This is a genomic window from Burkholderia sp. SCN-KJ (genome assembly GCF_024656005.1).
Classification (GTDB): Bacteria; Pseudomonadota; Gammaproteobacteria; order Burkholderiales; family Burkholderiaceae; genus Burkholderia.
In genome coordinates this window covers 378,177-401,323 of record NZ_JANKOG010000001.1, presented here as the reverse complement: position 1 = coordinate 401,323, position 23,147 = coordinate 378,177, and the positions used below count along the sequence as shown (strand labels likewise).

The 23,147-nt window shown below is 69.4% G+C and carries 19 protein-coding genes; 11 read left to right on the top strand and 8 right to left on the bottom strand.

Annotated elements, in window-relative coordinates; genetic code table 11:
* Both xdhC and NQV17_RS01895 read left to right on the top strand, forming a co-directional pair.
* Complete coding sequence (xdhC, locus tag NQV17_RS01900; protein ID WP_257768273.1) at positions 1 to 618, top strand: xanthine dehydrogenase accessory protein XdhC; 618 nt, start codon at positions 1 to 3, stop codon at positions 616 to 618.
* Between the two features lie 97 nt (positions 619 to 715).
* Entirely contained in the window at positions 716 to 1,117 is a 402-nt protein-coding gene (locus tag NQV17_RS01895; protein ID WP_044844123.1) for a polyketide cyclase, read from the top strand.
* 54 nt (positions 1,118 to 1,171) lie between these two features.
* On the opposite strand, the gene NQV17_RS01890 is transcribed toward NQV17_RS01895, so the two are convergent.
* The 3 genes from NQV17_RS01890 to NQV17_RS01880 all read right to left on the bottom strand — a co-directional run bounded on the left by NQV17_RS01890 (position 1,172) and on the right by NQV17_RS01880 (position 4,383).
* On the bottom strand, positions 1,172 to 2,116 hold the full coding sequence (locus tag NQV17_RS01890; RefSeq protein ID WP_257768271.1) for a LysR family transcriptional regulator: 945 nt from the start codon (positions 2,114 to 2,116) through the stop codon (positions 1,172 to 1,174).
* Between the two features lie 69 nt (positions 2,117 to 2,185).
* Positions 2,186 to 2,824, bottom strand: a complete 639-nt coding sequence (locus tag NQV17_RS01885) for a 2-hydroxychromene-2-carboxylate isomerase (RefSeq protein ID WP_044844125.1) — start codon at positions 2,822 to 2,824, stop codon at positions 2,186 to 2,188.
* A 107-nt stretch (positions 2,825 to 2,931) separates the two neighbouring features.
* Positions 2,932 to 4,383 (bottom strand): TAXI family TRAP transporter solute-binding subunit, encoded by a 1,452-nt coding sequence (locus NQV17_RS01880; protein ID WP_257768268.1) that lies wholly within the window; start codon positions 4,381 to 4,383, stop codon positions 2,932 to 2,934.
* A gap of 452 nt (positions 4,384 to 4,835) precedes the next feature.
* On the opposite strand from NQV17_RS01880, the gene NQV17_RS01875 reads away from it, so the two are divergent.
* The 3 genes from NQV17_RS01875 (at position 4,836) to NQV17_RS01865 (ending at position 9,991) form a co-directional block, all read left to right on the top strand.
* On the top strand, positions 4,836 to 5,201 hold the full coding sequence (locus tag NQV17_RS01875) for a BON domain-containing protein (protein WP_044844127.1): 366 nt from the start codon (positions 4,836 to 4,838) through the stop codon (positions 5,199 to 5,201).
* A gap of 251 nt (positions 5,202 to 5,452) precedes the next feature.
* A complete protein-coding gene (locus NQV17_RS01870; protein WP_257768264.1) occupies positions 5,453 to 7,543 on the top strand; it encodes a D-(-)-3-hydroxybutyrate oligomer hydrolase in 2,091 nt (696 codons plus the stop codon).
* 612 nt (positions 7,544 to 8,155) lie between these two features.
* Entirely contained in the window at positions 8,156 to 9,991 is a 1,836-nt protein-coding gene (locus NQV17_RS01865; RefSeq protein ID WP_257768262.1) for a S10 family peptidase, read from the top strand.
* Between the two features lie 382 nt (positions 9,992 to 10,373).
* Here NQV17_RS01865 and NQV17_RS01860 read toward each other — a convergent pair whose 3' ends face one another.
* From NQV17_RS01860 to NQV17_RS01840, 5 genes are all read right to left on the bottom strand, one after another.
* Positions 10,374 to 11,162: a sulfite exporter TauE/SafE family protein gene (locus NQV17_RS01860; RefSeq protein WP_257768260.1), complete on the bottom strand. Its 789-nt coding sequence runs from the start codon at positions 11,160 to 11,162 to the stop codon at positions 10,374 to 10,376.
* A 278-nt stretch (positions 11,163 to 11,440) separates the two neighbouring features.
* Entirely contained in the window at positions 11,441 to 12,880 is a 1,440-nt protein-coding gene (locus NQV17_RS01855) for a DHA2 family efflux MFS transporter permease subunit (protein WP_257768258.1), read from the bottom strand.
* A 126-nt stretch (positions 12,881 to 13,006) separates the two neighbouring features.
* Positions 13,007 to 13,741, bottom strand: a complete 735-nt coding sequence (locus NQV17_RS01850; protein ID WP_257768256.1) for a DsbA family oxidoreductase — start codon at positions 13,739 to 13,741, stop codon at positions 13,007 to 13,009.
* 286 nt (positions 13,742 to 14,027) lie between these two features.
* Positions 14,028 to 14,822 (bottom strand): PAS domain-containing protein, encoded by a 795-nt coding sequence (locus NQV17_RS01845; RefSeq protein WP_308234985.1) that lies wholly within the window; start codon positions 14,820 to 14,822, stop codon positions 14,028 to 14,030.
* Positions 14,819 to 15,781 (bottom strand): ornithine cyclodeaminase family protein, encoded by a 963-nt coding sequence (locus NQV17_RS01840; protein WP_257768252.1) that lies wholly within the window; start codon positions 15,779 to 15,781, stop codon positions 14,819 to 14,821. Before NQV17_RS01840 ends, NQV17_RS01845 begins: the two co-directional genes overlap by 4 nt.
* A 380-nt stretch (positions 15,782 to 16,161) precedes the next feature.
* Between NQV17_RS01840 and NQV17_RS01835 the strand changes: the two genes are divergently transcribed.
* The 6 genes from NQV17_RS01835 to NQV17_RS01810 all read left to right on the top strand — a co-directional run bounded on the left by NQV17_RS01835 (position 16,162) and on the right by NQV17_RS01810 (position 23,142).
* Positions 16,162 to 16,941, top strand: coding sequence for an ABC transporter substrate-binding protein (locus NQV17_RS01835; RefSeq protein ID WP_124522832.1), 780 nt, complete (start codon positions 16,162 to 16,164; stop codon positions 16,939 to 16,941).
* 67 nt (positions 16,942 to 17,008) lie between these two features.
* A complete protein-coding gene (locus NQV17_RS01830; RefSeq protein WP_257768247.1) occupies positions 17,009 to 18,253 on the top strand; it encodes an FAD-binding oxidoreductase in 1,245 nt (414 codons plus the stop codon).
* 479 nt (positions 18,254 to 18,732) lie between these two features.
* Positions 18,733 to 21,159 (top strand): hypothetical protein, encoded by a 2,427-nt coding sequence (locus NQV17_RS01825; RefSeq protein WP_257768245.1) that lies wholly within the window; start codon positions 18,733 to 18,735, stop codon positions 21,157 to 21,159.
* Between the two features lie 276 nt (positions 21,160 to 21,435).
* Entirely contained in the window at positions 21,436 to 21,795 is a 360-nt protein-coding gene (locus NQV17_RS01820) for a hypothetical protein (RefSeq protein ID WP_257768243.1), read from the top strand.
* A 46-nt stretch (positions 21,796 to 21,841) separates the two neighbouring features.
* Positions 21,842 to 22,357 (top strand): sigma-70 family RNA polymerase sigma factor, encoded by a 516-nt coding sequence (locus NQV17_RS01815; protein WP_044846302.1) that lies wholly within the window; start codon positions 21,842 to 21,844, stop codon positions 22,355 to 22,357.
* A complete protein-coding gene (locus NQV17_RS01810) occupies positions 22,357 to 23,142 on the top strand; it encodes an anti-sigma factor (protein WP_374692668.1) in 786 nt (261 codons plus the stop codon). Before NQV17_RS01815 ends, NQV17_RS01810 begins: the two co-directional genes overlap by 1 nt.
* The last annotated feature ends 5 nt before the right edge of the window (positions 23,143 to 23,147 follow it).

Sequence of the window (23,147 nt, the reverse complement as noted above, 5' to 3'; positions counted from 1 at the left end):
ATGAACGGGCCTGCACGTTCGTTTCGCACCGCGACGACCCCGGCATTCGCGCAGGGTACCGGCCAGCGCAACCGCGCGACCGGGACGCCCGCGCCGATGCATGTCGTGCTGTTCGGCGCGGGGCACGTCGGCCATGCGCTCGTCACGCTGCTCGGTGCATTGCCGTGTGTCGTGCAGTGGGTCGATACGCGCGACGAGCTGTTCCCGGACGAATGCCCGCCGAACGTGCAGCCGGAGCCGACCGACATACCCGAGGCCGTCGTCGACGCGGCGCCGCCCGGCGCGTACTTCCTCGTGATGACGCACAACCACGCGCTCGACTTCTCGCTCGCCGCGCAGATCATGCGGCGGCGCGACTTCGCGTACTTCGGGATGATCGGTTCGCGTACCAAGCGCGTGAAGTTCGAGCGCCGGCTCGCCGCGCGCGGCGTCGATCCGGCGCGGCTCACCGAGATGGTGTGTCCGATCGGCGTCGCGGGCATCGTCGACAAGGCGCCCGGCGCGATCGCGGTGGCTGTCTGCGCGGAACTGCTGCAGGCCCGCTCGGGCATGCCGGTGGCCGACGCGAAGGCAGCCGCGGCGGGGCGCTTGCGCGACGACGCGCGCTGCGCGCGGTAACGATGAGGGCCGGCACGCCCGACCCACGTCCGCGCGTTTTTGCCTACACTGCACGGATCGCGCGGCAGCGGGCCGCGCGTCCTTTCGTGCAGGCACCATGTCCGATCATCAGGTCTATCTCGATGCGCTCGATGCGAGCCTCGTCGTCATCGAGCGCTGGCTGTCCGGCGCCGATACTTCCCCCGCGGCGCTCGACGCGCTGCTCGCGCCTTTCTCCGCCGAATTCACGATGATCATGACCGACGGTCGCGCGTTCGACCGCGATGACACGCGCGCGCTGTTCGCGAAGCTCGGCGGCGCGAAGCCGGGGTTGCGCATCACACTGTCGGACATCCGCGTGCTCGCGGCAGACGCGTCGCATGCGGTGCTCACCTATCTCGAAGCGCAGCAGGCGGCGTCGGGCGAGCTGCCCGCGCGTCGCGCGACCGCCGTGTTCGCGCGCGACGCGGCAGGCGTCGTGCGCTGGACCCATCTGCAGGAAACCTTCTGCACGGCCTGAGCGGCCGCGCCGCGTGATCGTGCGCGGGCGATTCCGTGCGGGTTCGGTGCCGCTTCAGCGCTTGCGGCCGCGGGCGGCAGTCAGCTCGTCGGACACGCTTTGCATCAGCGCACACAGCCACGCGATGTCGGTCGGGCGATCGGGGTGCGGGTGCGTGAGCAGGTAGCTCTTGATGCGCGGGAACGGCACGGGCGGCGCGACGACGACGAGCGGCAGCAGCTGCGCGTAGTGCGTCGCGAAGCGGCGCGTCGTCGTGAAGATCAGGTCCGACTGCAGCAGCACCTGCGGCACGATGCCGAAGTACGGCAGCGTCGTCACGATCCGTCGCGTGAGACGGGCGCGGGCGAGGCCGATCTCGATCGCGTTGCGCTTGTCGCCGGTGTACGGTGTCGGCGCGACGTGCGCGGCTGACGCGTACGCTTCGCGCGTGAGCGGTTCGCGGGCGAGCGGATGCGCGTCGCGCATCAGGCACACGATCGTGTCGGAGAACAGGTCCTGGCGCGCGAACCGCGGGTCGGGCTTCGGCCAGTTGCCGATCACGAGATCGAGCGCGCCCGATTCGAGCGCCTCCGCGTGATCGAGCGCGGGATTCAATGAGTCGATTTCCAGATGCGCATGCGGCGCCGCGTCGCGAAAGCGCTCGATCAGCGTCGGCATGAAGAAATCGTTCAGGTAGTCGGGCGCGGCGACGCGGAACGTGCGCCGCGCGGACGATGGATCGAAGTCGCCGTGCGGCGTCGCGATGAAGTCGACCTCGCGCAGCGCGCGCGACGCGGCACCGAGCAGCGACGCGCCGTACTCGGTCGGCACCATCCCGGATTTGCCGCGCACGAGAATCGGGTCGTTCAGCGTCTCGCGCAGCTTGCGCAGCGCGGTGCTGATCGCGGGCTGGGTCTGGTTCAGCCGCAGCGCGGCCTGCGTGACGCTGCGCTCGAGCAGCAGCGTGCGCAATACGCGCACGAGCCAGATATCGAGCGAGGCGGTACGATCGTCTTCCATCGGCGAGCGGTGATTCGGGAGAAGCGTAACCTTACCGCAGCCGCACGTTGACGTGCGTGATACCGGCCATCAGGTGCGCCCCTTCGGCAGCACGCTGATCCGCTTGACCTCGCGCGACTCGAGCCAGTTCGGCGTGCGTGCGCAGTACAGCACCATCGGCAGCGCGTCCTCGCCCCAGAACAGCTGCTGGTTCATCCAGAAGGTCGGTACACCGAACACGCCGAGCGCGATCGCGTCGTCGGTGTTGCGGCGCAACTGCGCGCTCGTCTCCTCGAATTCGATCAGCTCGTCGCCATGCCCGACGCCGACGCGCTCGCACAGCGCCGCGAACCCGTCCGGCGTCGACGGATCGTTGCCGTCGTGCCAGATGAAGCGGAACATTTCCAGCACGGTCGCGATGTCGGCGCGCAGCGCGATCGCGAGGCGCAGCACCTTGTCGGAGTCGAACGGATGCGCGGGCGGCATCTTGAAGCGGATGCCGAGCTGTTCGGCGCGAAACAGCGCGTGGCGGTACGTGAACACGCGCTTGGCCGGCACGTCGGCGCTCGGGCGCTGCCCCCAGTGGCGCTGCAGGTCGGGCAGCGACACGGCGACGGGGTCGAACGGCACGTCGGGCCACTTGTCGTGCTGTTCGAGCAGCAGGTAGGAGAACGGCGACACGAAGTCGAAGAACCAGGCAGGCTGGGCAGTGTCGAGGCCGGTTGTCATGGCGATCTCCAGAGGGTGGGACGTGCGCGCCTGGCGGCGGCCTTCATGTTACGTGGCGGCGCGCGGATGCAACCGCGCGGATGCAGCAATGATCGCGGATCGGCCGCTCATGCGGAACCGGGAGTCGCCCGGGGGGGCTCGCCGGCCGGCGGCGCCGCGCCGCCGCGCGCCGCTGCACGGCCGCCGGCGCCGGGTGTGCCCGGCGTGACCGATGCGGCGTCGTGATCGTGCGCGGTGAGCCGCTCGCGCACGAAGCCGATGTGCTCGCGCAGCACGTAGAACTGCCCCGCGTACGCGAGCGGCATCTTCATCCGGTTCACGGCTTCCTCGATGTCGTCGAGTTCGTCGAGCAGCTGGACGCGCTCTTCGGCCGTATGCTCGCCGAGCGCGCGGCGCTCGAGCGCGATCAGCGCGCCGTACCAGCGGTAGATGCGCGAACGCACGCGCCAGCCGTACAGCGACGGCACCAGCCGCAACCCGGGGATCAGCACGACGATCAGCGGCACCACGACGACGAGCAGCCGGTCGACGAGACTCGCGACCCAGAATGGCAGCCGCCGGTACAGGAAGGACTTGCCCGACTTGTAATAGCGCCCCGCGTCGTCGGACAGCGGGAAGCCGCGTGTGACGGCCGACGGGAATTCGCCCGCGTGCTGCAGGATCGTCGCGTGGCCGTGCACTTCGCGCGCGGCCTCGATCAGCAGGTCGGACAGCGCGGGGTGCAGCGTATCGCGCGCGACCAGCTCGATCGTCGGCGCGACCGTGTGGATGTCGGCGGGCGGCAGGTTGAGGCCGAGATCGTAGACGCCCATCGGCAGCGTGATCGCGGTCAGGTACGGAAAGCGCCGCGCGTAGGCCTCGGCTTGCGTGAACGAGTACACGTGCACGCCGGGCGCGCGGAACAGCTTCGCCATCACCGGGATCTGCGTCGAGTCGCCGGACAGGAACGCGGCGTCGATCTTGCCGTCGAGCAGCGCGGCCGCGGCGTCCTCGCCGGCGGTCGGCAGCAGCTCGGTCGAGCCGCCCGGCACGATGCCGTTCATCTTCAGCAGCGCCAGGCTCAATTCGCGCGCGCCGCTGCCTTCCGCGCCGAGCGCGAGCCGCTTGCCCTTGAAGTCGGACAGGCGTGCGACCACCGGCCCGCGGTACATGATCGCGAGCGGCACGTAGCCGATGCTGCCGAGCGAGACCAGATGTTCGTCGCGCTCCTTCGGGCCGATGCCGCTCTGCACGAAGCCGACGTCGACCGGCGCGTCCGGATTCGACAGCCGCGCGAGGTTCTGCGCGGATCCTTCGGATGACTGGACGTCGAGCGTGACGCCGTTCTTCGCGAGGATCGCCTTGTATTTCTGCGCGGCGTTCCAGTAGGTGCTGCCGGGCGGGCCGGACGAAATCACGAGCGTGGACGGCGGCGCCGGCTGGATCAGCTTGACCGCGAGCCAGACCGCCGCGACCGCGAGCAGCACGGTGGGGCCGATCGACAGCGCGAGGTCGCGCCACGACACCGCGACGAAGCGGGCGAGGATGCGGCGGGGCGGGCGGGGGCGGGCTGGCTTCATGGAGTCGGCGGATGACACGGGCGTGACGCAGCGATGACGGCCGTCGCGGACAAGGCACGCGATGCGCGTTCTGGCGGCGATGGTACCCGGTTTCGCCCGGCGTGCGCGAGTCTGGCGCCGTCGCGCGGCGGCGGACACGGGCGCGCGCGGGCGGATGGCGGGCGGCCACGCGTCAAAAGCTTTGCGCTTCGGCTGGCGCTGGATTACATTGTGCGACGCAGCCGCGCCCGATTCGCGCACGACCCGGCACGTTATGAGACCGGGCGCGCCCGGCCGGCGGCTGTCCGGCCCGGCCGGCCCGCATTCGCGCGCGCCGGCCGCCGGCCCGTGTCGCCTCTCTCGCATCGCCGTGGAAATCATCGGCCGTCCCGCCCGTTCGCGCGCGGGCCGGCTGCCTTTGGGGGTATCCGGCCGTACTGTGCACGGCCGTTCCGGAGTTACAAGGAGATAGCATGAAGTCGATCGTGTTGAGAGCGTTGGGTGTTGCGGCCGTGGCGGCCTGTCTGACGGGCAGCGTGTACGCGCAGTCGAGCGATGCGGCGGCCACCGAAGCGCCGGCCGCGGCAGCGAGCTCGCCGAAGGCGGCGGCCAAGACCGCGAAGAAGGCCAACCGCCAGCTCGGCTATGCGGTGCGCAAGGCCATTACGAAGGCCGGCGGCATCGACGTGGCGAACATCGTCGTGCGCTCGAAGGGCGGCGCGATCTCGCTGGAGGGCACGGTGCCCGACCAGGCACAGATCGACAAGGCGGAAGAGGCGGCGAAGGGCGTGAAGGGCGTGACGTCGGTCACGAACAAGCTGACGGTTCAGCAGCAATGATGCCGGGCGGCGGCGCGCCAGCGCCGCCGCCGTCGGGCGGGCTCCGGCATGCCGGGGCCCGTTTGCACTGTTTTCACTGAAGCGTGCCCCCGGACCTGGCGCTTCGCGCCAGGCCTCCCGACGGGGCCTTCCCCGAACCGCACTTCGTTCGGGGCGGAACGCGCGGGGCGATCCGGCGTGTTCCCGATGGCCGCGGGCCGCGCACGACGCGGCGGCGGACCGATAACGATATCGATACGGAGAGGGCGGCGATGACGACGCACGGGTGGGGCAGTCGAATTCTTGTCGGCGCGGCGCTGGCCGCGGTCACGTTGCTCGGCGCCTGCAACGGCGACGAGTCGTCCGAACGCAACCGGCTGCCCGGGTTCGTGTCCGGCAGCGTGCGCACCACCGCCTACGACGGTACGAGCGACGACCTGCTAACTGCCGGTCTCGGCAAGACCGGCCTCGCCACCGCCACCGCGCCGGCGTTCGCGAATCCGTCCCGGCCGACGAGCGCCGAGCTGCGCCGGCTCGCGATCTGGTCGAACTACCGCGCACTCGTCGACATGAGCGCCAACGGCGGCTACGGCCGCTTCTGGGGACCGAACGTCGACCTCGACGGCAACGACACGCTCGGCGAAGGCAAGATTCCCGGCACCGAATATCTCGCGTATTCCGACGACGGCAGCGGCCGCAAGAACGTGACGCTGCTCGTGCAGGTGCCCGCGAGCTTCGATCCCGCGCAGCCGTGCATCGTCACCGCGACGTCGTCCGGTTCGCGCGGCGTGTACGGCGCGATCTCGGCGGCCGGCGAGTGGGGCCTCAAGCGCGGCTGTGCAGTCGCGTACAACGACAAGGGCGGCGGCAACGGCGCGCACGAGCTCGGCACCGACACGATCACGCTGATCGACGGCACGCTCGCCGACGCGGTGCTCGCCGGCAATGCGAGTCTCTTTACCGCCAATGTGACGAGCAGCGACCTGGCCGCGTTCAACAGCCGCTTCCCGAACCGCTACGCGTTCAAGCACGCGCATTCGCAGCAGAATCCCGAGCAGGACTGGGGGCACGCGACGCTGCAGGCGGTCGAATTCGCGTACTGGGCGCTCAACGAACAGTTCGGACCGCTCGTCGACGGCTCGCATCACGGCGTGCGCTACCGCCCGGGCGACATCACGACGATCGCCGCGTCCGTCAGCAACGGCGGCGGCGCGGCGCTCGCGGCGGCCGAGCAGGACACGCGCCGCTGGATTACCGCGGTCGTGGTCGGCGAGCCGCAAGTCAACGTGCGGATGGCGCCGAACGCGGTCGTGCGCGAGGGCGGCCAGCCGGTGCCGTCGTTCGGCCGGCCGCTGGCCGACTACGCGACGCTCGCGAACCTGCTGGAGCCGTGTGCGGCCGCGTCGTCGTCGCTCGCGGGCGCGCCGTACCTGAGCGCGCTGCCGGCCGCCACCACGCAGTCGATCCGCACGCAGCGCTGCGCGACGCTCGCCGCGGCCGGGTTCGTGTCGGGGGCCGATACGCAGAGCCAGGCCGCCGACGCGCTCGCGCAACTGCACGCGGCCGGCTATCTCGCGGATTCCGACCTGCTGCAGGCGCCGATGTGGGATTCGCAGGCGATTCCGGCGATCGCGGTCACCTATGCGAACGCGTACACGCGCTCGCGCGTGACCGACAACCTGTGCAATTTCAGCTTCGCGACCACCAGCGCGGCGACGGGCGCGGTCGCGCCGCCCGCCGCGTCGCCGATGCCGGCCGTGTTCGGCCTCGGCAACGGCGTGCCGCCGACGGCAGGCGTCAATCTCGTGTTCAACACCGGCGCGGGTGTCGACCACCGGCTCGCGACGCCCGACGCGAGTTTCGCGGGCGCGCTGTGCCTGCGCCAGCTGTGGACCAACGGAATGCTCGACATGCCGGCGAACGTCGATGCGGTGCGCGTGAACGCGAACCTGCAGGGCAAGCCGGCGATCATCGTGCAGGGCCGCAGCGATGCGCTCGTGCCCGTGAATCACGCGTCGCGCGCGTACGTCGCGCAGAACGGCATCAGTGAAGGCGGCCGCAGCCAGCTCGTGTTCTACGAGGTGACGAACGGGCAGCACTTCGATGCGTTCCTGCCCGTCGCGGGCTTCGACACGCGCTTCGTGCCGGTCCACTACTACAACCTGCAGGCGCTGAACCTGATGTGGCGGCACCTGAAGAACGGCGCCGCGCTGCCGCCGTCACAGGTGGTCCGCACGCTGCCGCGCGGCGGCACGCCGGGCGCCGCGCCGGCGCTGACGAGCGCGAACCTGCCGCCAATCTCGGCGTCCCCCGGCGCGAACGCGATCACGGCCGGCGCGGGCGCGATCGATGTGCCGCTCTGACGGCACCCGCCCCACCGCGATACGGAAGCCGGACGGTCGTCCGGCTTTTTTATTTTCAGCGGCTGGAATCGGTCCCGCATTGCCCCTGGTCCGAATGGCATGGGCTGTAACAAATTATCGCTTTACGGCGGAAAATCAGGAATCTATTATGCGCCGATATTTTAACTTAATTTAATAAATTCCCGTAAAGACAATATTCCTTTCCGTATAGTTAATCGATCCTTTCGATTTTATTAAATCGGCTCGAGTTGCGGTTGGTCGCCCTTTCGCGATTGACCGGCATTTCGCCGAGGGAATCGTTCGTCTGTTCGAAGCGAAGGCGCCTTGTCCGGCAGGCTTTGCGGGGGATGCTTTTGCTTGCGGTTTATCGCGCGTGCGGATGATTGAGGGTGAGTTCGCAGTGCCGCGCATTATTGAATCGTCGTTTGCAATGGAATTGATTCCATTGCGCGATCGTGGAATATGGGTGGGGTAAATCATGCCGGTCGGTATTCTCCGGTCCGGTAAAAAACTCGGGGTGCATCGCAAAACGAATGCGCTCCCGGTGCGGAGCGCCGGCGCAAATGATCCTTTGCGACCGGCGGTATTTATCGTTCTGTTCGAGAGGCAATAATGACGACACTGAAGTCCTTGAAAGACGGTTTCGCGCTATTTGGAACGACGCTGAGCGTGCCGCTCGCCGCAGCCGCGGCCGCGGCGCTGCTCGTCACGGGATGCGGCGGCGACGACGGGTCGGGCCCGACCGCCGCTACCGCGGCAGCCGCGACGACGTCGAACGGCAGCACGTCGGCCAGCACCAATGCAACGGCCGCCGTCCCGGCCGACCAGCCGTACGTCGACAACGACGTGTACGGCACCGGGCCGAACGACGCGGTCACGGATTCGACCGAAGGGGCCGCGGTCGTGCACCGCCAGGTCACGATCGGCGGCAAGACCGTCCAGTACACGGCCACCACCGGGCACCTGACCACGATCGACCCGATCACGTCGGCGCCGAACGCGAAGATGTTCTACGTCGCGTACACGCAGGACAACCCGGACCCGTCGAAGCCGCGCCCGGTCACGTTCTTCTACAACGGCGGCCCCGGCTCGTCGTCGGTCTACCTGCTGCTCGGCTCGTACGGGCCGAAGCGCCTGCAGTCGTCGTTCCCGAACTTCACGCCGCCGGCCCCGTACAAGCTGCTCGACAACCCGGACAGCCTGCTCGACCGCACCGACCTGGTGTTCATCAACCCGGTCGGCACCGGCTACTCGGCGGCGATCGCCCCGGCGAAGAACAAGGATTTCTGGGGCACCGACCAGGACGCGCGCTCGATCGACCGCTTCATCCAGCGCTACCTGACCAAGTACTCGCGCTGGAACTCGCCGAAGTTCCTGTACGGCGAGTCGTACGGCACCGCGCGCAGCGCGGTCGTGTCGTGGGTGCTGCACGAGGACGGCATCGACCTGAACGGGATCACGCTGCAGTCGTCGATCCTCGACTATGCGAATGCGCTGTCCGCGCCGGGTACCTTCCCGACGCTCGCGGCCGACGCGTTCTACTGGAAGAAGACGACGCTCAACCCGACGCCGACCGATCTCGACGCATACATGGTGCAGGCCCGCAACTACGCGGACAACACGCTCGCGCCGCTCGCGCAGAAGCCGAACCCGCAGGACGGCGGCTTCGTGAACGTGCGCCTGAACCTGAACCTGCAGACCGCGCAGCAGATGGGTTCGTACATCGGCACCGATCCGACGTCGCTGATCCAGACGTTCGGCAACCCGGCCGCGCTCGGCAACGTGCCGTCGTCGGACGACAACCCGCCGTACACGTTCTTCCTGACGCTCGTGCCGGGCACGCAGATCGGCCAGTACGACGGTCGCGCGAACTTCACGGGCAAGGGCATCGCGCCGTACATCCTGCCGAACTCGGGCAGCAACGATCCGTCGATCACGAACGTCGGCGGCGCTTACACGGTGCTGTGGAACAGCTACATCAACACCGACCTCAAGTACACGTCGACGTCGTCGTTCGTGGACCTGAACGACCAGGTCTTCAACAACTGGGACTTCAGCCACACCGACCCGACCGGCGCGAACAGGGGCGGCGGCAATACGCTGTATACGGCCGGCGACCTGGCGGCGACGATGAGCGTGAACCCGGACCTGAAGGTGCTGTCGGCGAACGGCTATTTCGATGCGGTCACGCCGTTCCACCAGACCGAGCTGACGCTCGCGCAGATGCCGCTCGATCCGACGCTCAAGGCGCAGAACCTGACGATCCGCAATTATCCGTCGGGCCACATGATCTACCTGAACGACGCGTCGCGGACCGCGCTGAAGGGCGACCTCGGCAACTTCTACGACGGGATCCTCGCGAACCGTACCGCGCTGCAGCGCGTGCTGAAGCTGCAGGCGCGCACGCAGCAGATGAAGCAGCAACAGTTGAAGCAGCAGGGGCGGTAAGGATCGCGGGCGACTTGCGCTGCCCGGCCGTGCGCCGGGCGGCCCGAGTTCGCGAGGCCCCGGATGGACGACAGCCCGATCGGCGCAGGCCGGTCGGGCTGTTTTTTGCGGCGGGGTGCCGGCGGCGTGTGCTGGCCGGTCATGCATCACACCGCGCATGTGGCTCGCGATGCTGTGATCTTCCACAGTGCCCGTGAGTCGTCGACCGACGGGGCATTGTCGGGTCCGCGTGAGATTCGCAGCGGCTTGATCCTCGAAAGGGGGATGCACGTCCCTGTATCGAGGATTTGCCGGAAATTCCCCACCGACAAATCGTGCCGATCTGTTTCGTCAGGGGCGGGAAGGCGGCGGTGTCTGCCGTGGCGGGCGGCAGCTGCGCCGCTTACGCGAGCACGAGCCGCACGCCGACCGCGACGAGCGTCGAGGCGAGCAGGTTGCGCAGCAGCCGCTCGGGCGCGCGCGCCGACAGCAGGCTGCCGAGCACGATGCCGGGCAGCGAGCCGAGCAGCAGCGACAGCAGCATCGACCAGTCGACCGAGCCGAGCAGCCAGTGGCCCATGCCGGCGACGAGCGTGAGCGGCACCGCGTGCGCGATGTCGGAGCCGACGATGCGCGCGGTCGCGAGCAGCGGGTACAGCAGCAACAGCACGGTGACGCCGATCGCGCCGGCGCCGACCGACGTCATCGACACGAGCGCACCGAGCACGGCGCCCGTCAGCACGGTCGACCAGAACGTGCGCGCGGGATTCGGCGGGAGCGGGTTGCGCGCGGCGAGCGCGGTCAACTGCGGGCGGAAGATCAGTGCGAGCGACGTGAGCAGCAGCGCGATGCCGAGCACCAGCTGGATCATTCGCGCGGTGCCGGGCGAGTTCATCCCGTGCGTGTGCAGCACCCACAGCGTGACGGCCGCGGCCGGGACGCTGCCGGCCGCGAGCCGGCCGGTAATGCGCCAGTCGATCGACCCCTTCAGTCCGTGGACGAGGGTGCCGGTGGCCTTGGTCGCGGCCGCATACAGCAGATCGGTGCCGACCGCCGTCGCGGGGTGGACGCCGAACAGCAGCACGAGGATCGGCGTCATCAGCGAACCGCCGCCGACGCCCGTCAGGCCGACGAGAATGCCGACGAACAGGCCGGACAGGGAGTACAGCAGATCGATATGGGGAAGCGACATCGGAAGCAGGCGGTTATGCGGCGTTCGGCGGCGGCGCGCGGCCGCGGCGCGCGCATCAAAGTCCGCCATTGTCGCAAAAGTGGCGCTTCGGTGTACGACTACGTTAAAAATCGGCCGGGAAGGCCCGCCGGACGGGCCGTTCGCGGCGGGTCAAACGAGCGTTTGAACAGGCGCCGGGCCGGGCGGGGCGGCGTGCCGGCGTTGCCGGGTTGCGACGCCGATGGCGGGCCATCGGGTGCGGCGGGGCGGAACTCGCCCCGATTCAGGCCGGACGGCCGTCAATGCATCGCGGGGCCGGCGCCCGCAACGGCGTCCTGGCGGCGGATGCGCAGCGCGAGGCCGAGCAGCCCGGCCGCGGCCGCAAATGCGGCGCCGACCGCGAACGCGGCGTGGTAGCCGCCGTTCAGCGCGTCGAGCGGCGAGGCGTGTGCCGCCGCGAGCGCATCGGTGCGCGCGGCCGCGAGGCTCGCGAGCACGGCGAGGCCGAGCGCACCGCCCATCATGAACGCGGTGTTGACGATGCCCGACGCGAGCCCCGAATCGGCCGGATCGACGTCGCTCATCGCGGCGAGCAGCACCGGATTGAACGCGACGCCCGCGCCGATGCCGAGCAGCGTCATGCCAGGCAGAACGTGCCAGACGAAGTTGCCGTCGGCCGGCGCGCGCGCGAACAGCGCGAGGCCGCACGCCGCGATCAGCAGGCCGGCGGCGATCGGGCCGCGGATGCCGAAACGCATCACGATCCGCGCCGACAGCCCGAGCGAGAACGCGGCCATGATCAGGTTCGCCGGCAGGAACGCGAGCCCGACCTGCAGCGGTCCGTAGCCGAGCACGCGCTGCATGTAGAGCGCGGACAGGAAGAACCACGCGAACATCGCGGCCGCCCACAGCACGCCGATCACGTTCGCGAGCGCGACGTTGCGCGCGGCGAACAGCGTGAGCGGCATCAGCGGATGCGCGACGCGCGCCTCGATCGCGACGAACAGCGCGAGCAGCACGACGGCCGCGCCGATCAGCACGACGGTCTGGGTCGACAGCCAGCCGGCCTCGTTGCCGCCGACGATCCCGTAGACCGCGAGCATCAGCGACGCGGTGACGGTGATCGCGCCCGCGACGTCGAGCCGCGCGGCGCCGGCCGGCGCGCGCAGGCGCGGCAGCAGCGCGACGCACATCGCATAGACGGCGATGCCGATCGGCAGGTTGACGAGGAAGATCCAGTGCCACGACAGCGTGCTCGTCAAGAGCCCGCCGAGCAGTACGCCGATGCTGCCGCCGCCCGCGCAGACGAAACCGTAGACGCCCATCGCGCGCGCCCGTTCGCCCGGCTCGGTGAACAGGTTCATGATCAGCGACAGCGACACGGCCGACACGATCGCGCCGCCGAAGCCCTGCACCGCGCGCGCGGCGATCAGCACCGTCTGCGATTGCGCGAGGCCGCAGGCGAGCGACGCGAGCGTGAACACGACGAGGCCGGCGAGGAACATGCGCCGCTGGCCGTACAGGTCGCCGAGCCGGCCGCCGAGCAGCAGGCAGCCGCCGAACGTCAGCAGGTACGCGTTGACGACCCACACGAGGGCCGTCTCGGTGAAATGGAGGTCGGTGCTGATCGACGGCAGTGCAACGTTTACGATCGTGCTGTCGAGCACGATCATCAACACGCCGAGGCAGAGGACGATCAGCGCGTACCAGCGCTTCTCGCCGTGGATCCCGTGGGTCATGGCTGGCAGCCTTCTCTCTGATAGTTATTTGAAAGGCTGAATTGTAGACGTCGTTCGCGTGCGCTTCCTGCCGGTTTGTGGCAGGAGCGACGCGTAGCGGCGGCGCGTGTCGCGCCGCGCCGTGCGTTATCCGCGCGGCGGGAGTTCGCAGCCGTCGGGGCCGCAAGCGGCGGCGTCGTCGCCGGCGAATTCGACGATGGCGCCGTCGCGCCATGCCTGCTCGAGCGCCTGCGCGAACACATCGGCCGGCTGCGCGCCCGATACCGCGTAGCGGCCGCCGAATACGAACAACGGCACGCCGCGTCCGCCGATCTGCGCGGCGCGCGCGATGTCGGCCTCGACGTCGTCACGGTATGCATCGCTGCGCAGCACGGCTTCGACGGCCGAGCGCTCGAGCCCCGCTTCGACCGCGAAGTCGATCAGCGCCGCGTGGTCGAACAGCGAGCCGTGCTCGCAGAAATAGGCGCGGTACAGGCGCTCGGTCAGCGCATGGGCGCGGCCGGTGGCTTCCGCGAGCTTCACGAGCCGGTGGCCGTCGAGCGTGTCGCCGACGAACGTGCCGGGCAGGTCGTAGCTCAGCCCGACGCTCGCTGCCGCGTCGGTCACCTGGCGCAACATCTGGTCGACCTGCGCGGGCGACATCCGGTATTTGCCCGCGAGCATCGCCTCCACCGGTTCGACCGGCTGGCCCGGCATCAGCCGGTACGCACGCAACGCGACGTCGACGTGCTCCGCGTGCGCGAATGCGGCGAGCGCCTCGTCGAAGCGGCGCTTGCCGATCCAGCACCACGGGCAGACCAGGTCGGACCAGATTTCGACGGTCAGGGTCGAGCGGGCAGTCGGGGCGGGGGTGGTCGTCATGGGCGGTCCGGGGCGGCAAATAAATGTAACCGGGACTATATCATTTTGTGATTCGACGCTTCGCCGTGGGCTGGCCCGCGTGGAACGGACCGGCCCCTGACGTATTACGAAGCATAGGCACGGGCCGCGCGAACCGGTAGCGGGGCCGATGTCAGTGACGGTGAGCGGTGAGCGGTGACGGTGATGGCGAAGGCGGCAAGCTCGGCGACCAAGCGACCAGGCAATCAGGCAATCAGGCAATCAGGCAATCAGGCAATCAGGCAAAGACGCCCGCCGCTCACGTCGCTCACACGTCGCCCTGCGTCTCCTTCAGATGCTTCAGGTGCTTGTAGACGGTCGCGCGCCCCATCCCGAGCACGTTCGCGACGTAGTTCGCGGCGCTCTTGCCGCGGAACGCGCCTTCCGCATACAGCGCCTCGACGAGCTCGCGCCGGTGCTCGCGCGTGAGGCCGTTCAGGCCGACCTGCCGCTCGCGCAGCCAGCCGTGCAGGAACGTGTTGATGCGCTCCTGCCAGTCGTCGCGGAACAGCTCGTCCGGTTGCGCGACGATCCCCGCGCCCTTGATGAACACGTCGAGCGTCGCGCGGACGTCGTCGAACACCGCGATGTTGAAGTTGATGCACATCATCCCGGCCGGCCGGCCTTCGTCGTCGAACAGCACGTTGCTCACGCAACGCATGCGCCGGCCGTCCCAGTTCAGTTTCTCGTACGGGCCGATCACGCGCTCGCGTGCCGAATGATCGATTTCCTCGAGCGCCGAATCGTCGCCGACCTCGCGCTTCGACAGGTTGTTCGCGAGGTACAGCACGGTCTGGTCGTGCAGGTCGTGGATCACGACTTCCGCGTACGGGAAGAACAGCGCCGCGATGCCGTCGGCGATCGGTGCGTAGCGGGTGAGCAGCAGGTCTTTGACGGGGGATTGCTTCTTGCGCATCGGAATCGCCATCTCGGGTGAGCGGGGGCCGGGCGGTGCGTCGGCGCGGCGCGCCGGCGTGCCGTCGACCGGCTCGCCCGTGCGCCCCCGCGCTGCCGCCGCGGCGGTTGCGCCATTGTATCGGCCCCGCGCGCGCGTGCCGCTCATGCGCGCGTCAGATGCATGTACAGCGCGTGTGCGACCGCGATGTCCTCGAGCCCGAGGCCGATCGAGCGGAAGAACGCATGACGCGTGCGCGACGGCGCCGCGCAGGTGCCTGCGACGAGCGCGGGCAGGTCGCCGACGATCCGCTCGGGCGTCCAGCCGTGCCCGGCCGCCGCGATCTGCATCTCGCCTGCGCTCGCGGGCGTCGTGTGCCGGTAGTCGCAGTACACGTCCATGTCGGGCAACCATGCGGGCGGGATCTCATGTGCGCGCGCGACGTTGGTGCTGATCGACGTGACGAGCGCGGGGCGCGTGAGCATGCCGTCGGCGAGCACCGGTGTGCCCGACGACGTGCACAGCATCACGACGTCCGCGTCGCGCACGCACGCCTCGACGCTGGCGGCCGCACGGGCGCGCGGATCGATCCGCGCGAGCGTCGCCTGCAGCGCCGGGTCGCCGGCGAGCGCGGGCGAATGGACGCTGATCGATGCCCAGTCGCGCAATGCCGCCGTATGGCGCAGATGCGCGAGGCCCACCGCGCCCGCGCCGATCACGGCGAGCCGGCGCGCGTCGCGCGGCGCGAGGCAATCGACCGCGAGCGCCGTCGTGCCGGCCGTGCGCTCGACCGTCAGCAGCCCCGCGTCGCACCACATCAGCGGCTGGCCGGTGCGCATCGACATCAGCGCGGTCCACGCCGTGACGATCGGTTTGCCGCCCGTCACGACGTATGGCGACAGCTTCGCGCCGAACACTTGCTCGTCGGCGAGCGCGCCGAGATACGTGATGAAATCGCCGGCCTGCTCGGGGAACAGCGTGAGGGTTTGCGGCGGCTGCACCGCGCGGGCCGATGCGAGCGACGCGAACATGCGGCGCAGCGTGCCGAGCACGTCGAGCGACGGCAGCGCCGCGCGCACCGCGGCTTCGTCGACGGTCAGCGGCAGGGTCGGGGCGGGTTGCGTCATGGAACGTCTCCGGTCGGGGCCGGACAGGACAGTCTCGAAAGCGGGCGTCCGGCGGTGTTTGTGATGGATTAAAAGTCTAATATAGACAAAATAAGTCGGGTGGATTTTTCTTTTCGGAGCTTGCCCGAGCCGCTGTCAGTCGAAAAAACATCGATGAATCAACGGCATTTTGCGTAATCGACGGAATCTCGATGGGCAGCAGCGAGGCTGCGATTATCGTATCCCCTATAGTCTATAGTAGACTAAGAGTCTATATTTCACATGCGGACCGGCATGTTGCTGCCCGGCGGCCGGCATGCATCGCATGCCGATCCGGCGCCCGGCGACGGCGTCGCGCGAACGGTCTTCATCGCCTCAATCCGGAATCGAAGGACATCGTCATGAACTGGAAGCTTTCCCTCTGCGCCGTCGCGGCGCTTGCGTGCGCGGCCGTCACCGCCCACGCGGAACAGACCACGCTGCGCTTCGGGATCGAAGCCGCCTATCCGCCGTTCGAGAGCAAGACGCCGGCCGGCCAGCTGCAAGGTTTCGACGTCGACGTCGGCAATGCCGTCTGCGCGAAGCTGAACATGAAGTGCGTGTGGGTCGAGAATGCGTTCGACGGGCTGATCCCGGCACTGCAGGCGCGCAAGTTCGACGCGATCAATTCGGCGATGAACATCACCGCGAAGCGCAAGCAGAGCATCGATTTCACGCCGGCGATCTACGTGGTGCCGATCGTGATGGTCGCGCACCGCGGCTCGCCGCTGCGGCCCGATGCCGCGAGCCTGCGCGGCAAGCACGTCGGCGTGCTGCAGGGCTCGTCGCAGGAGGATTTCCTGAAGGCGCACTGGGCCAATGCGGGCGTGGACGTCGTGTCGTATCAGGACCAGGACCAGATCTATGCCGATCTCGTCGCCGGTCGTCTCGACGCGGCCGTGCAGGAAGCGCAGACCGCGCAGGACGGTTTCCTCGACAAGCCGGCCGGCCGCGACTACCAGATCGTCGGCGAGCCGCTGAAGGATCCCGCGACGCTCGGCGAAGGCACCGGCTTCGGGTTGCGCAAGGGCGACAAGGCGCTGCAGGCGAAGATCGTCGGCGCGCTCGACGCGCTGAAGAAGGACGGCACGCTGAGCGCGCTGTCGCAGAAGTATTTCAAGCGCGACATCGTCGCGAAGTAAGCCAGGCCGCGCGCCGGCCGCCGTGCCGGCGTGCGTCGCACCGAATCTCGACGCAGTACGGGGAAGCATGGATTTCGACGTCATCGTTCTGGGGGCCGGCATCGTCGGCGTGTCGTCGGCGCTGCATCTGCAGGATCGCGGGCTGCGCGTCGCGCTCGTCGACCGGCGCGCGCCCGGCGAGGAAACGAGCCACGGCAATGCGGGGCTGATCGAGCGCTCGTCGGTCGTGCCGTACGCGTTCCCGCGCCGGCTCGGCACGCTGCTGCGCTACGCACGCAACCGCTCGGTCGATCTCTATTGGGACTACAAAGCATTGCCCGCGTATGCAGGGTGGCTCGCGCGTTTCTGGCGCGAATCGTCGCCGCAGCGGCTCGCGGCCGCCGCGCGCGACATGCTGCCGCTCGTTGCGGCGAGCGTCGTCGAGCACGACGCGCTGCTTGCGCGCACCGACGCGCAGCCGCTCGTGCATGACGGCGGGTGGATCGAGGCGTTCCGTTCGCCCACGCTGTTCGACGCGGAAACGCGCGCGCAGCAGCGGGTGGCCGACGCGCACGGGTTGCGGATGAGTGTGCTCGACGCGCGCGCGTTGCGCGAACGCGAGCCCGGCATCGGCGACGCGTTTTGCGGCGCATTCCACTGGCAGGACCCGAAGACGGTGTCGAGCCCCGGGGGCCTCACGAAGGCGTACGCGCGGCTGTTCGAGCGCGACGGCGGCACGTTCGTGCGCGGCGACGCGACGACGCTCGCGCAGGTGCGCGACGGCTGGCAGGTCGACACCGAGCACGGGCCGATTGCGGCCGGCTCGGCCGTGGTTGCGCTCGGGCCGTGGTCCGATCACGTGTTCGCGCCGCTCGGCTACCGGATTCCGCTGCGCGCGAAGCGCGGCTATCACATGCATTACCGGCCGACCCGCGCGCCGCTGAACGTGCCCGTGTGCGATACCGAGGAGGGTTTCGTCGTCGCGCCGATGGAAGGTGGCCGCCTGCGGCTCACGACCGGCGTCGAGATCGCGTTGCGTGGCGCGCCGCCGACCGGCGTGCAGCTCGCGCGTGCCGAGCCGCTGGCGCGCGACGCGTTCGGCATCGGCGAGCGACTCGATCCGGCGCCGTGGCTCGGGATGCGGCCGTGCACGCCCGACATGCGGCCGGTGATCGGGCCTGCGCCGCGCCATCGTCATCTGTGGTTCGCGTTCGGCCACTGTCACCACGGGCTCACGCTCGGCCCCGCGACCGGGCGTCTGCTCGCCGAGATGATGACGGGCGCGCCGACCTACATCGATCCCCATCCGTACCGGCCCGCGCGCTTCGGCTGAACCCGTCGCGATACGACGGCCGCCGCGCGTGCGGCCGTCACAGTTTTTCATTCGGCTGTCCGTATTGTGCGAAGTCTTGCGGCCGGAAATGATCTGCGCAATTGACCGGAAAGAAATCGCGAAATAAGCAAACGAGAAAACGCGCGATTTATTAATGCATTTTCATGAAGATGAAATGCGAAGCAGGCGGTCCGTCCGGGCCATCCGGCGACGTTTCGCAACGGACGTTCCGATGTGACCCGGGATGTACCGGAACACGTTACTTCCGGCCTCGCAAACGTTACGTTACATCCGCGCTCCCGACGCATTTATCGTCAGATGATTGAGGCTGCGCGACCCGTTTATTTACCCGGAAATCCATATAAAACGGTTATTGGCTTGCAATGAGCCAACGAATCAATCCGTTTCATCCGAGTGGCACACTTCGTGCAATCCGTCCCCATGCTTTATCAACGTAGTGCCAACGAGATGGGGTAAGGATGAGACAAAACTTTAAATTGACGGGTGTGGCGCTGTCGGTCACGACGGTGTTCGGGGTACTGGTTTCCGGTTCGGCTGTCGCCGGGCCGCTCGATGCGCTGCCGATTCCGCAAGTCGTCGTGAATCCGCCGACCAACAGCGTATCGATCGGGTTGGCCGCAACCGGCACGTCGCCGCTGGGTTCGGTCACCGTGGCGACGGGTGGGGCCGGCGCGATTCAGACGTCGCCGGGCAATCCGGCGCAGGCGTTGTCGGGCGCGGTGAACGCGCTGCAGGGCGCGCTCGGCGGCGGTGGCGGCGCGGTGACGCCGCTCGCGCCGGTACAAGGCGTGGTGAACCAGGTGACGGGGGCGCTCGGTGGTGGCAATCCGGCTGGTGCGCTGACCGGGGCGCTGAATACGGCGACGGGGACGCTGAGCAATGCGGTTGGCACGGTAACGGGCGCAGTGGGGAATGTGGGCGGCGGCGCGAATCCGCTGGCGCCGGTGCAAGGTGTGGTGAATCAGGCGACCGGGGCGCTCGGTGGTGGCAATCCGGCTGGTGCGTTGAGCGGTGCTCTTGGTACGGTGACGGGCGGGTTGGGTAGCGTCGGTGGCGGCGCGAATCCGCTGGCGCCGGTGCAAGGTGTCGTCAATCAAGTGACGGGGGCGCTCGGTGGTGGCAACCCGGCCGGCGCGCTGACTGGTGCTCTCGGTACGGTCACGGGTGCGTTGGGTAACGTCGGTGGTGGGTCGAACCCGCTGGCACCGGTTCAAGGTGTCGTCAATCAAGTGACGGGGGCGCTCGGTGGTGGCAACCCGGCCGGCGCGCTGACCGGCGCCCTCGGTACGGTCACGGGTGCGCTGGGTAACGTCGGTGGCGGGTCGAACCCGCTGGCACCGGTTCAAGGTGTCGTCAATCAAGCAACGGGCGCGCTCGGCGGTGGCAACCCCGCTGCTGCACTGACCGGCGCGCTCAATACGGCGACGGGTACGCTGAGTAACGGAGTCGGCACGGTGACGGGCGCACTGGGCAACGTCGGTGGCGGCGCGAATCCGCTGGCGCCGGTTCAGGGCGTGGTGAATCAAGTAACGGGTGCGCTTGGCGGCGGCAACCCGGCCGGCGCACTGACCGGCGCTCTCGGCACGGTGACGGGTGCGCTCGGCAACGTCGGCGGCGGCAACCCGGCCGGCGCACTGACCGGCGCCCTCAGCACGGTGACGGGTGCACTCGGCAACGTCGGCGGCCCGAACCCGCTGACGCCGATCCAGAACGTCGTCGACCAGGTCACGGGCACGCTGGGCAGCGGCAATCCCGCTGGTGCGCTGAGCAGCGCGGTCAATACGATCACGGGGACGCTCGGCAACATCGGTGGCGCGTCGAGCCCGCTGGCACCGGTGCAAGGCGCCGTCACGCTCGGCAATGGCAACCCGGCCAGCGCACTGACGGACGCCGTGAACTCGGTGACGGGCGCGCTCGGCAACCTTGGCGGCACGAACCCGCTGGCTCCGGTACAAGGCGTCGTGAACCAGGTCGTCGGCACGGTATCGGGCGCCGGCGGCGGCAGCCCGATCGCGCCGATCACGAACCTCGTCAGCGGCCTGCAAAACGCGCTGCCGACGGGCGGCAACCCGGCCGGCGCACTGGGCAACGCGGTCAACTCGGTCACGGGCGCACTCGGCAGCCTCGGCGGCACGAATCCGCTGGCGCCGGTACAGGGCGTCGTGAACCAGGTGGTCGGCACGCTCGGCGGCAGCAACCCGGCCGGCGCACTGAGCAACGCAGTCAGCTCGGTGACGGGCGCGCTCGGCAACCTCGGCGGCACGAACCCGCTGGCGCCGGTACAGGGCGTCGTGAACCAGGTAGTCGGCACGCTCGGCGGCAGCAACCCGGCCGGCGCACTGAGCAACGCAGTCAGCTCGGTCACGGGCGCACTCGGCAACCTCGGCGGCACGAACCCGCTGGCGCCGGTGCAGGGCGTCGTGAACCAGGTCGTCGGCACGCTGTCGGGCGCCGGCGGCGGCAGCCCGATCGCGCCGATCACGAACCTCGTCAGCGGCCTGACCGGCGGCAGCAACCCGGCTGCCGCGCTGACCGGTGCGCTCGGTTCGGTGACGGGTGCCCTCGCGAACGGTCCGGCGGCCCTCGGGCAGGCGGCCGGCGCGTTGTCGGGCGCGGCCGGTTCGACGGCAGCGGCGGGCGGCAGCCTGCTCGGCTCGGGCGCGAGCGCGGCGGGCAGCACGGCGGGTGCAGCCGGTTCGCTGCTGTCGACGGGCGGCAACGCGACGGCGACGGTCGTCAATGCGGCCGGCACGACGCTGGGCACGGCGCTGGGTTCCACGCCGAGCCTGTCGGTCACGCCGCACTCGGGCAACAACTCGGCGAACAACCCGCTCGCACCGGTGTCGACGCTGCTGCAGGCGGTGACGGGCGCATTGCCGAGATAACCGGCCGGCGCGCGCGGCGACGGTTCATCGCCTGCCGCGCGCAACGGGTCGCGCAACGCGGCATGACAGCAATGTCATGCCGCGTTTTCTTTGGGGCCCCGATCTATCTCATGGGAGGAATGGCACTGAATTGCGGGGCGGAATGGAATAACCGGCCGGATTCGTCCGTTTACTTACCGAGTCGCGGCGCAGCCGGACAGCGGGATAATGGTCATGACGTAGTCGATGTCCCGCCCGGCGCCGCCGTGCCGCGATGCCATGCCAAGGAGAACGGGAATGAAGACGATGCTGTTCGCCATCGCGCTGATGGCCGCGATCGTGCGGCCCGCGGCCGCCGAGCCGCCGCAGGCCGGTGACGGGAAACTGGTCGACGAAGATCACATGACGCTGTACGTGTTCGATCACGACGCGCCGGGCAAGAGCACGTGCACCGGCACCTGCGCGGCCAACTGGCCGCCGGCGCTCGCCGACGGATACGACAAGGCGTCGGGCGCACTGAGCCTCGTCACGCGCGACGACGGCAAGAAGCAATGGGCGTACCGCGGCCGTCCGCTGTACCGCTGGAAGATGGACCGCAAGGCCGGTGACGCGGGCGGCGACGGTGTCGGCGGCATGTGGCACGTCGCGCGCCCCTGAGAACGGACTGACGGGCTGACGGCGCGGCGACGCGCAAGGCATCCGGATGAGCTACGAATCGGACCTGCTGGTGTGGCTGCCGCATCTCACCCGGTATGCGCGCGCGCTGACGGGCGATCGGGCCTGGGCGGACGATCTCGTGCAGGACACGCTCGAGCGCGCGCTGAACCGGCCGCCGCGTGACGGCGGCAACCTGCGCGCGTGGCTGCTGACGCTGCTGCGCCACCGCTTCATCGACCAGTTGCGCGCGCGGCGCGAGATCGCGGTCGACGATGCGACCGCGCCGTGGCAGACGATGGCCGCGCCGAACGACGAGATCGGCGGCCTGCTGCTGCGCGACGTGCAGCGCGCGCTGTACCGGCTGCCGGTCGAGCAGCGCGAGGTGCTGCTGCTGGTCGCGCTCGAGGAGCTGAGTTACCGCGACGCCGCACAGGTGCTCGGCGTGCCGGTGGGGACGGTGATGTCGCGGCTGTCACGGGCGCGTGAACAGATGCGTGCGCTGTTGTCCGGCGAGCCGCCGGCGCACGGCGCGGCCGCGTTACGGGTGATCGGGAAGACATGATGGACGACGACGATCCGCGCAAACCTTCGAACGATCGGGACGATGCCGTGTCGGCCCAGCTGCTGTCGGCGCTGCTCGACGGCGAGCTGTCCGGGCAGGAGCGCCGCGAGGTGCTCGAGCGGCTGCGGGCCGATCCGCGGGAGGCCGACCGGTTCGCGCATTACGGCGCGCAGCGCGATGCGTTGCACGCGCTGTTCCCGCTGCCGGCTGCCGCACCCGCGCTGTTCGTGCAGCGGCGCGCGCCGCGCTGGCGTGGCCTTGCCTATGCGTTCGCGGGGCTGGCGGCCGGGCTGGTGATCGGCATCGCGCTGCACGCGGGCTGGACGACGTTCGGCGCCGAGCCGGCATTCGCCGCACGCGCGGACGTCGCTTACGCCGTGTACGCGGCCGAGCGGGAGCATCCGGTCGAGGTCGACGCACGCGATCCGGCGCGCCTTGCCGCGTGGCTGTCCGCGCGTCTCGGGCGGCCCGTGCGCGCGCCGTCGCTCGACGAATACGGCTATGCATTGCTGGGCGGCCGGCTGCTGCCGGGCGACGCGGGGCCGGCGGCGCAACTCATGTACCAGCGCGCGGACGGCAAGCGCGTGACGCTCTACATGACGGCCTACGACGCGCGGCGTTTCGCGCCCCGGGCGATGTCGGCCGACGGCCGCCATACGTATTTCTGGTCGGATCGCGGCATGGGTTTTGCGCTCTCCGGGCGCGCCGACGAACGACGCCTGCGCGAGCTCGCGATCGAGGCATGCGGCGCGCTCGGCGGGCCGACCGACGCGTGGAAGGGATGATGCAC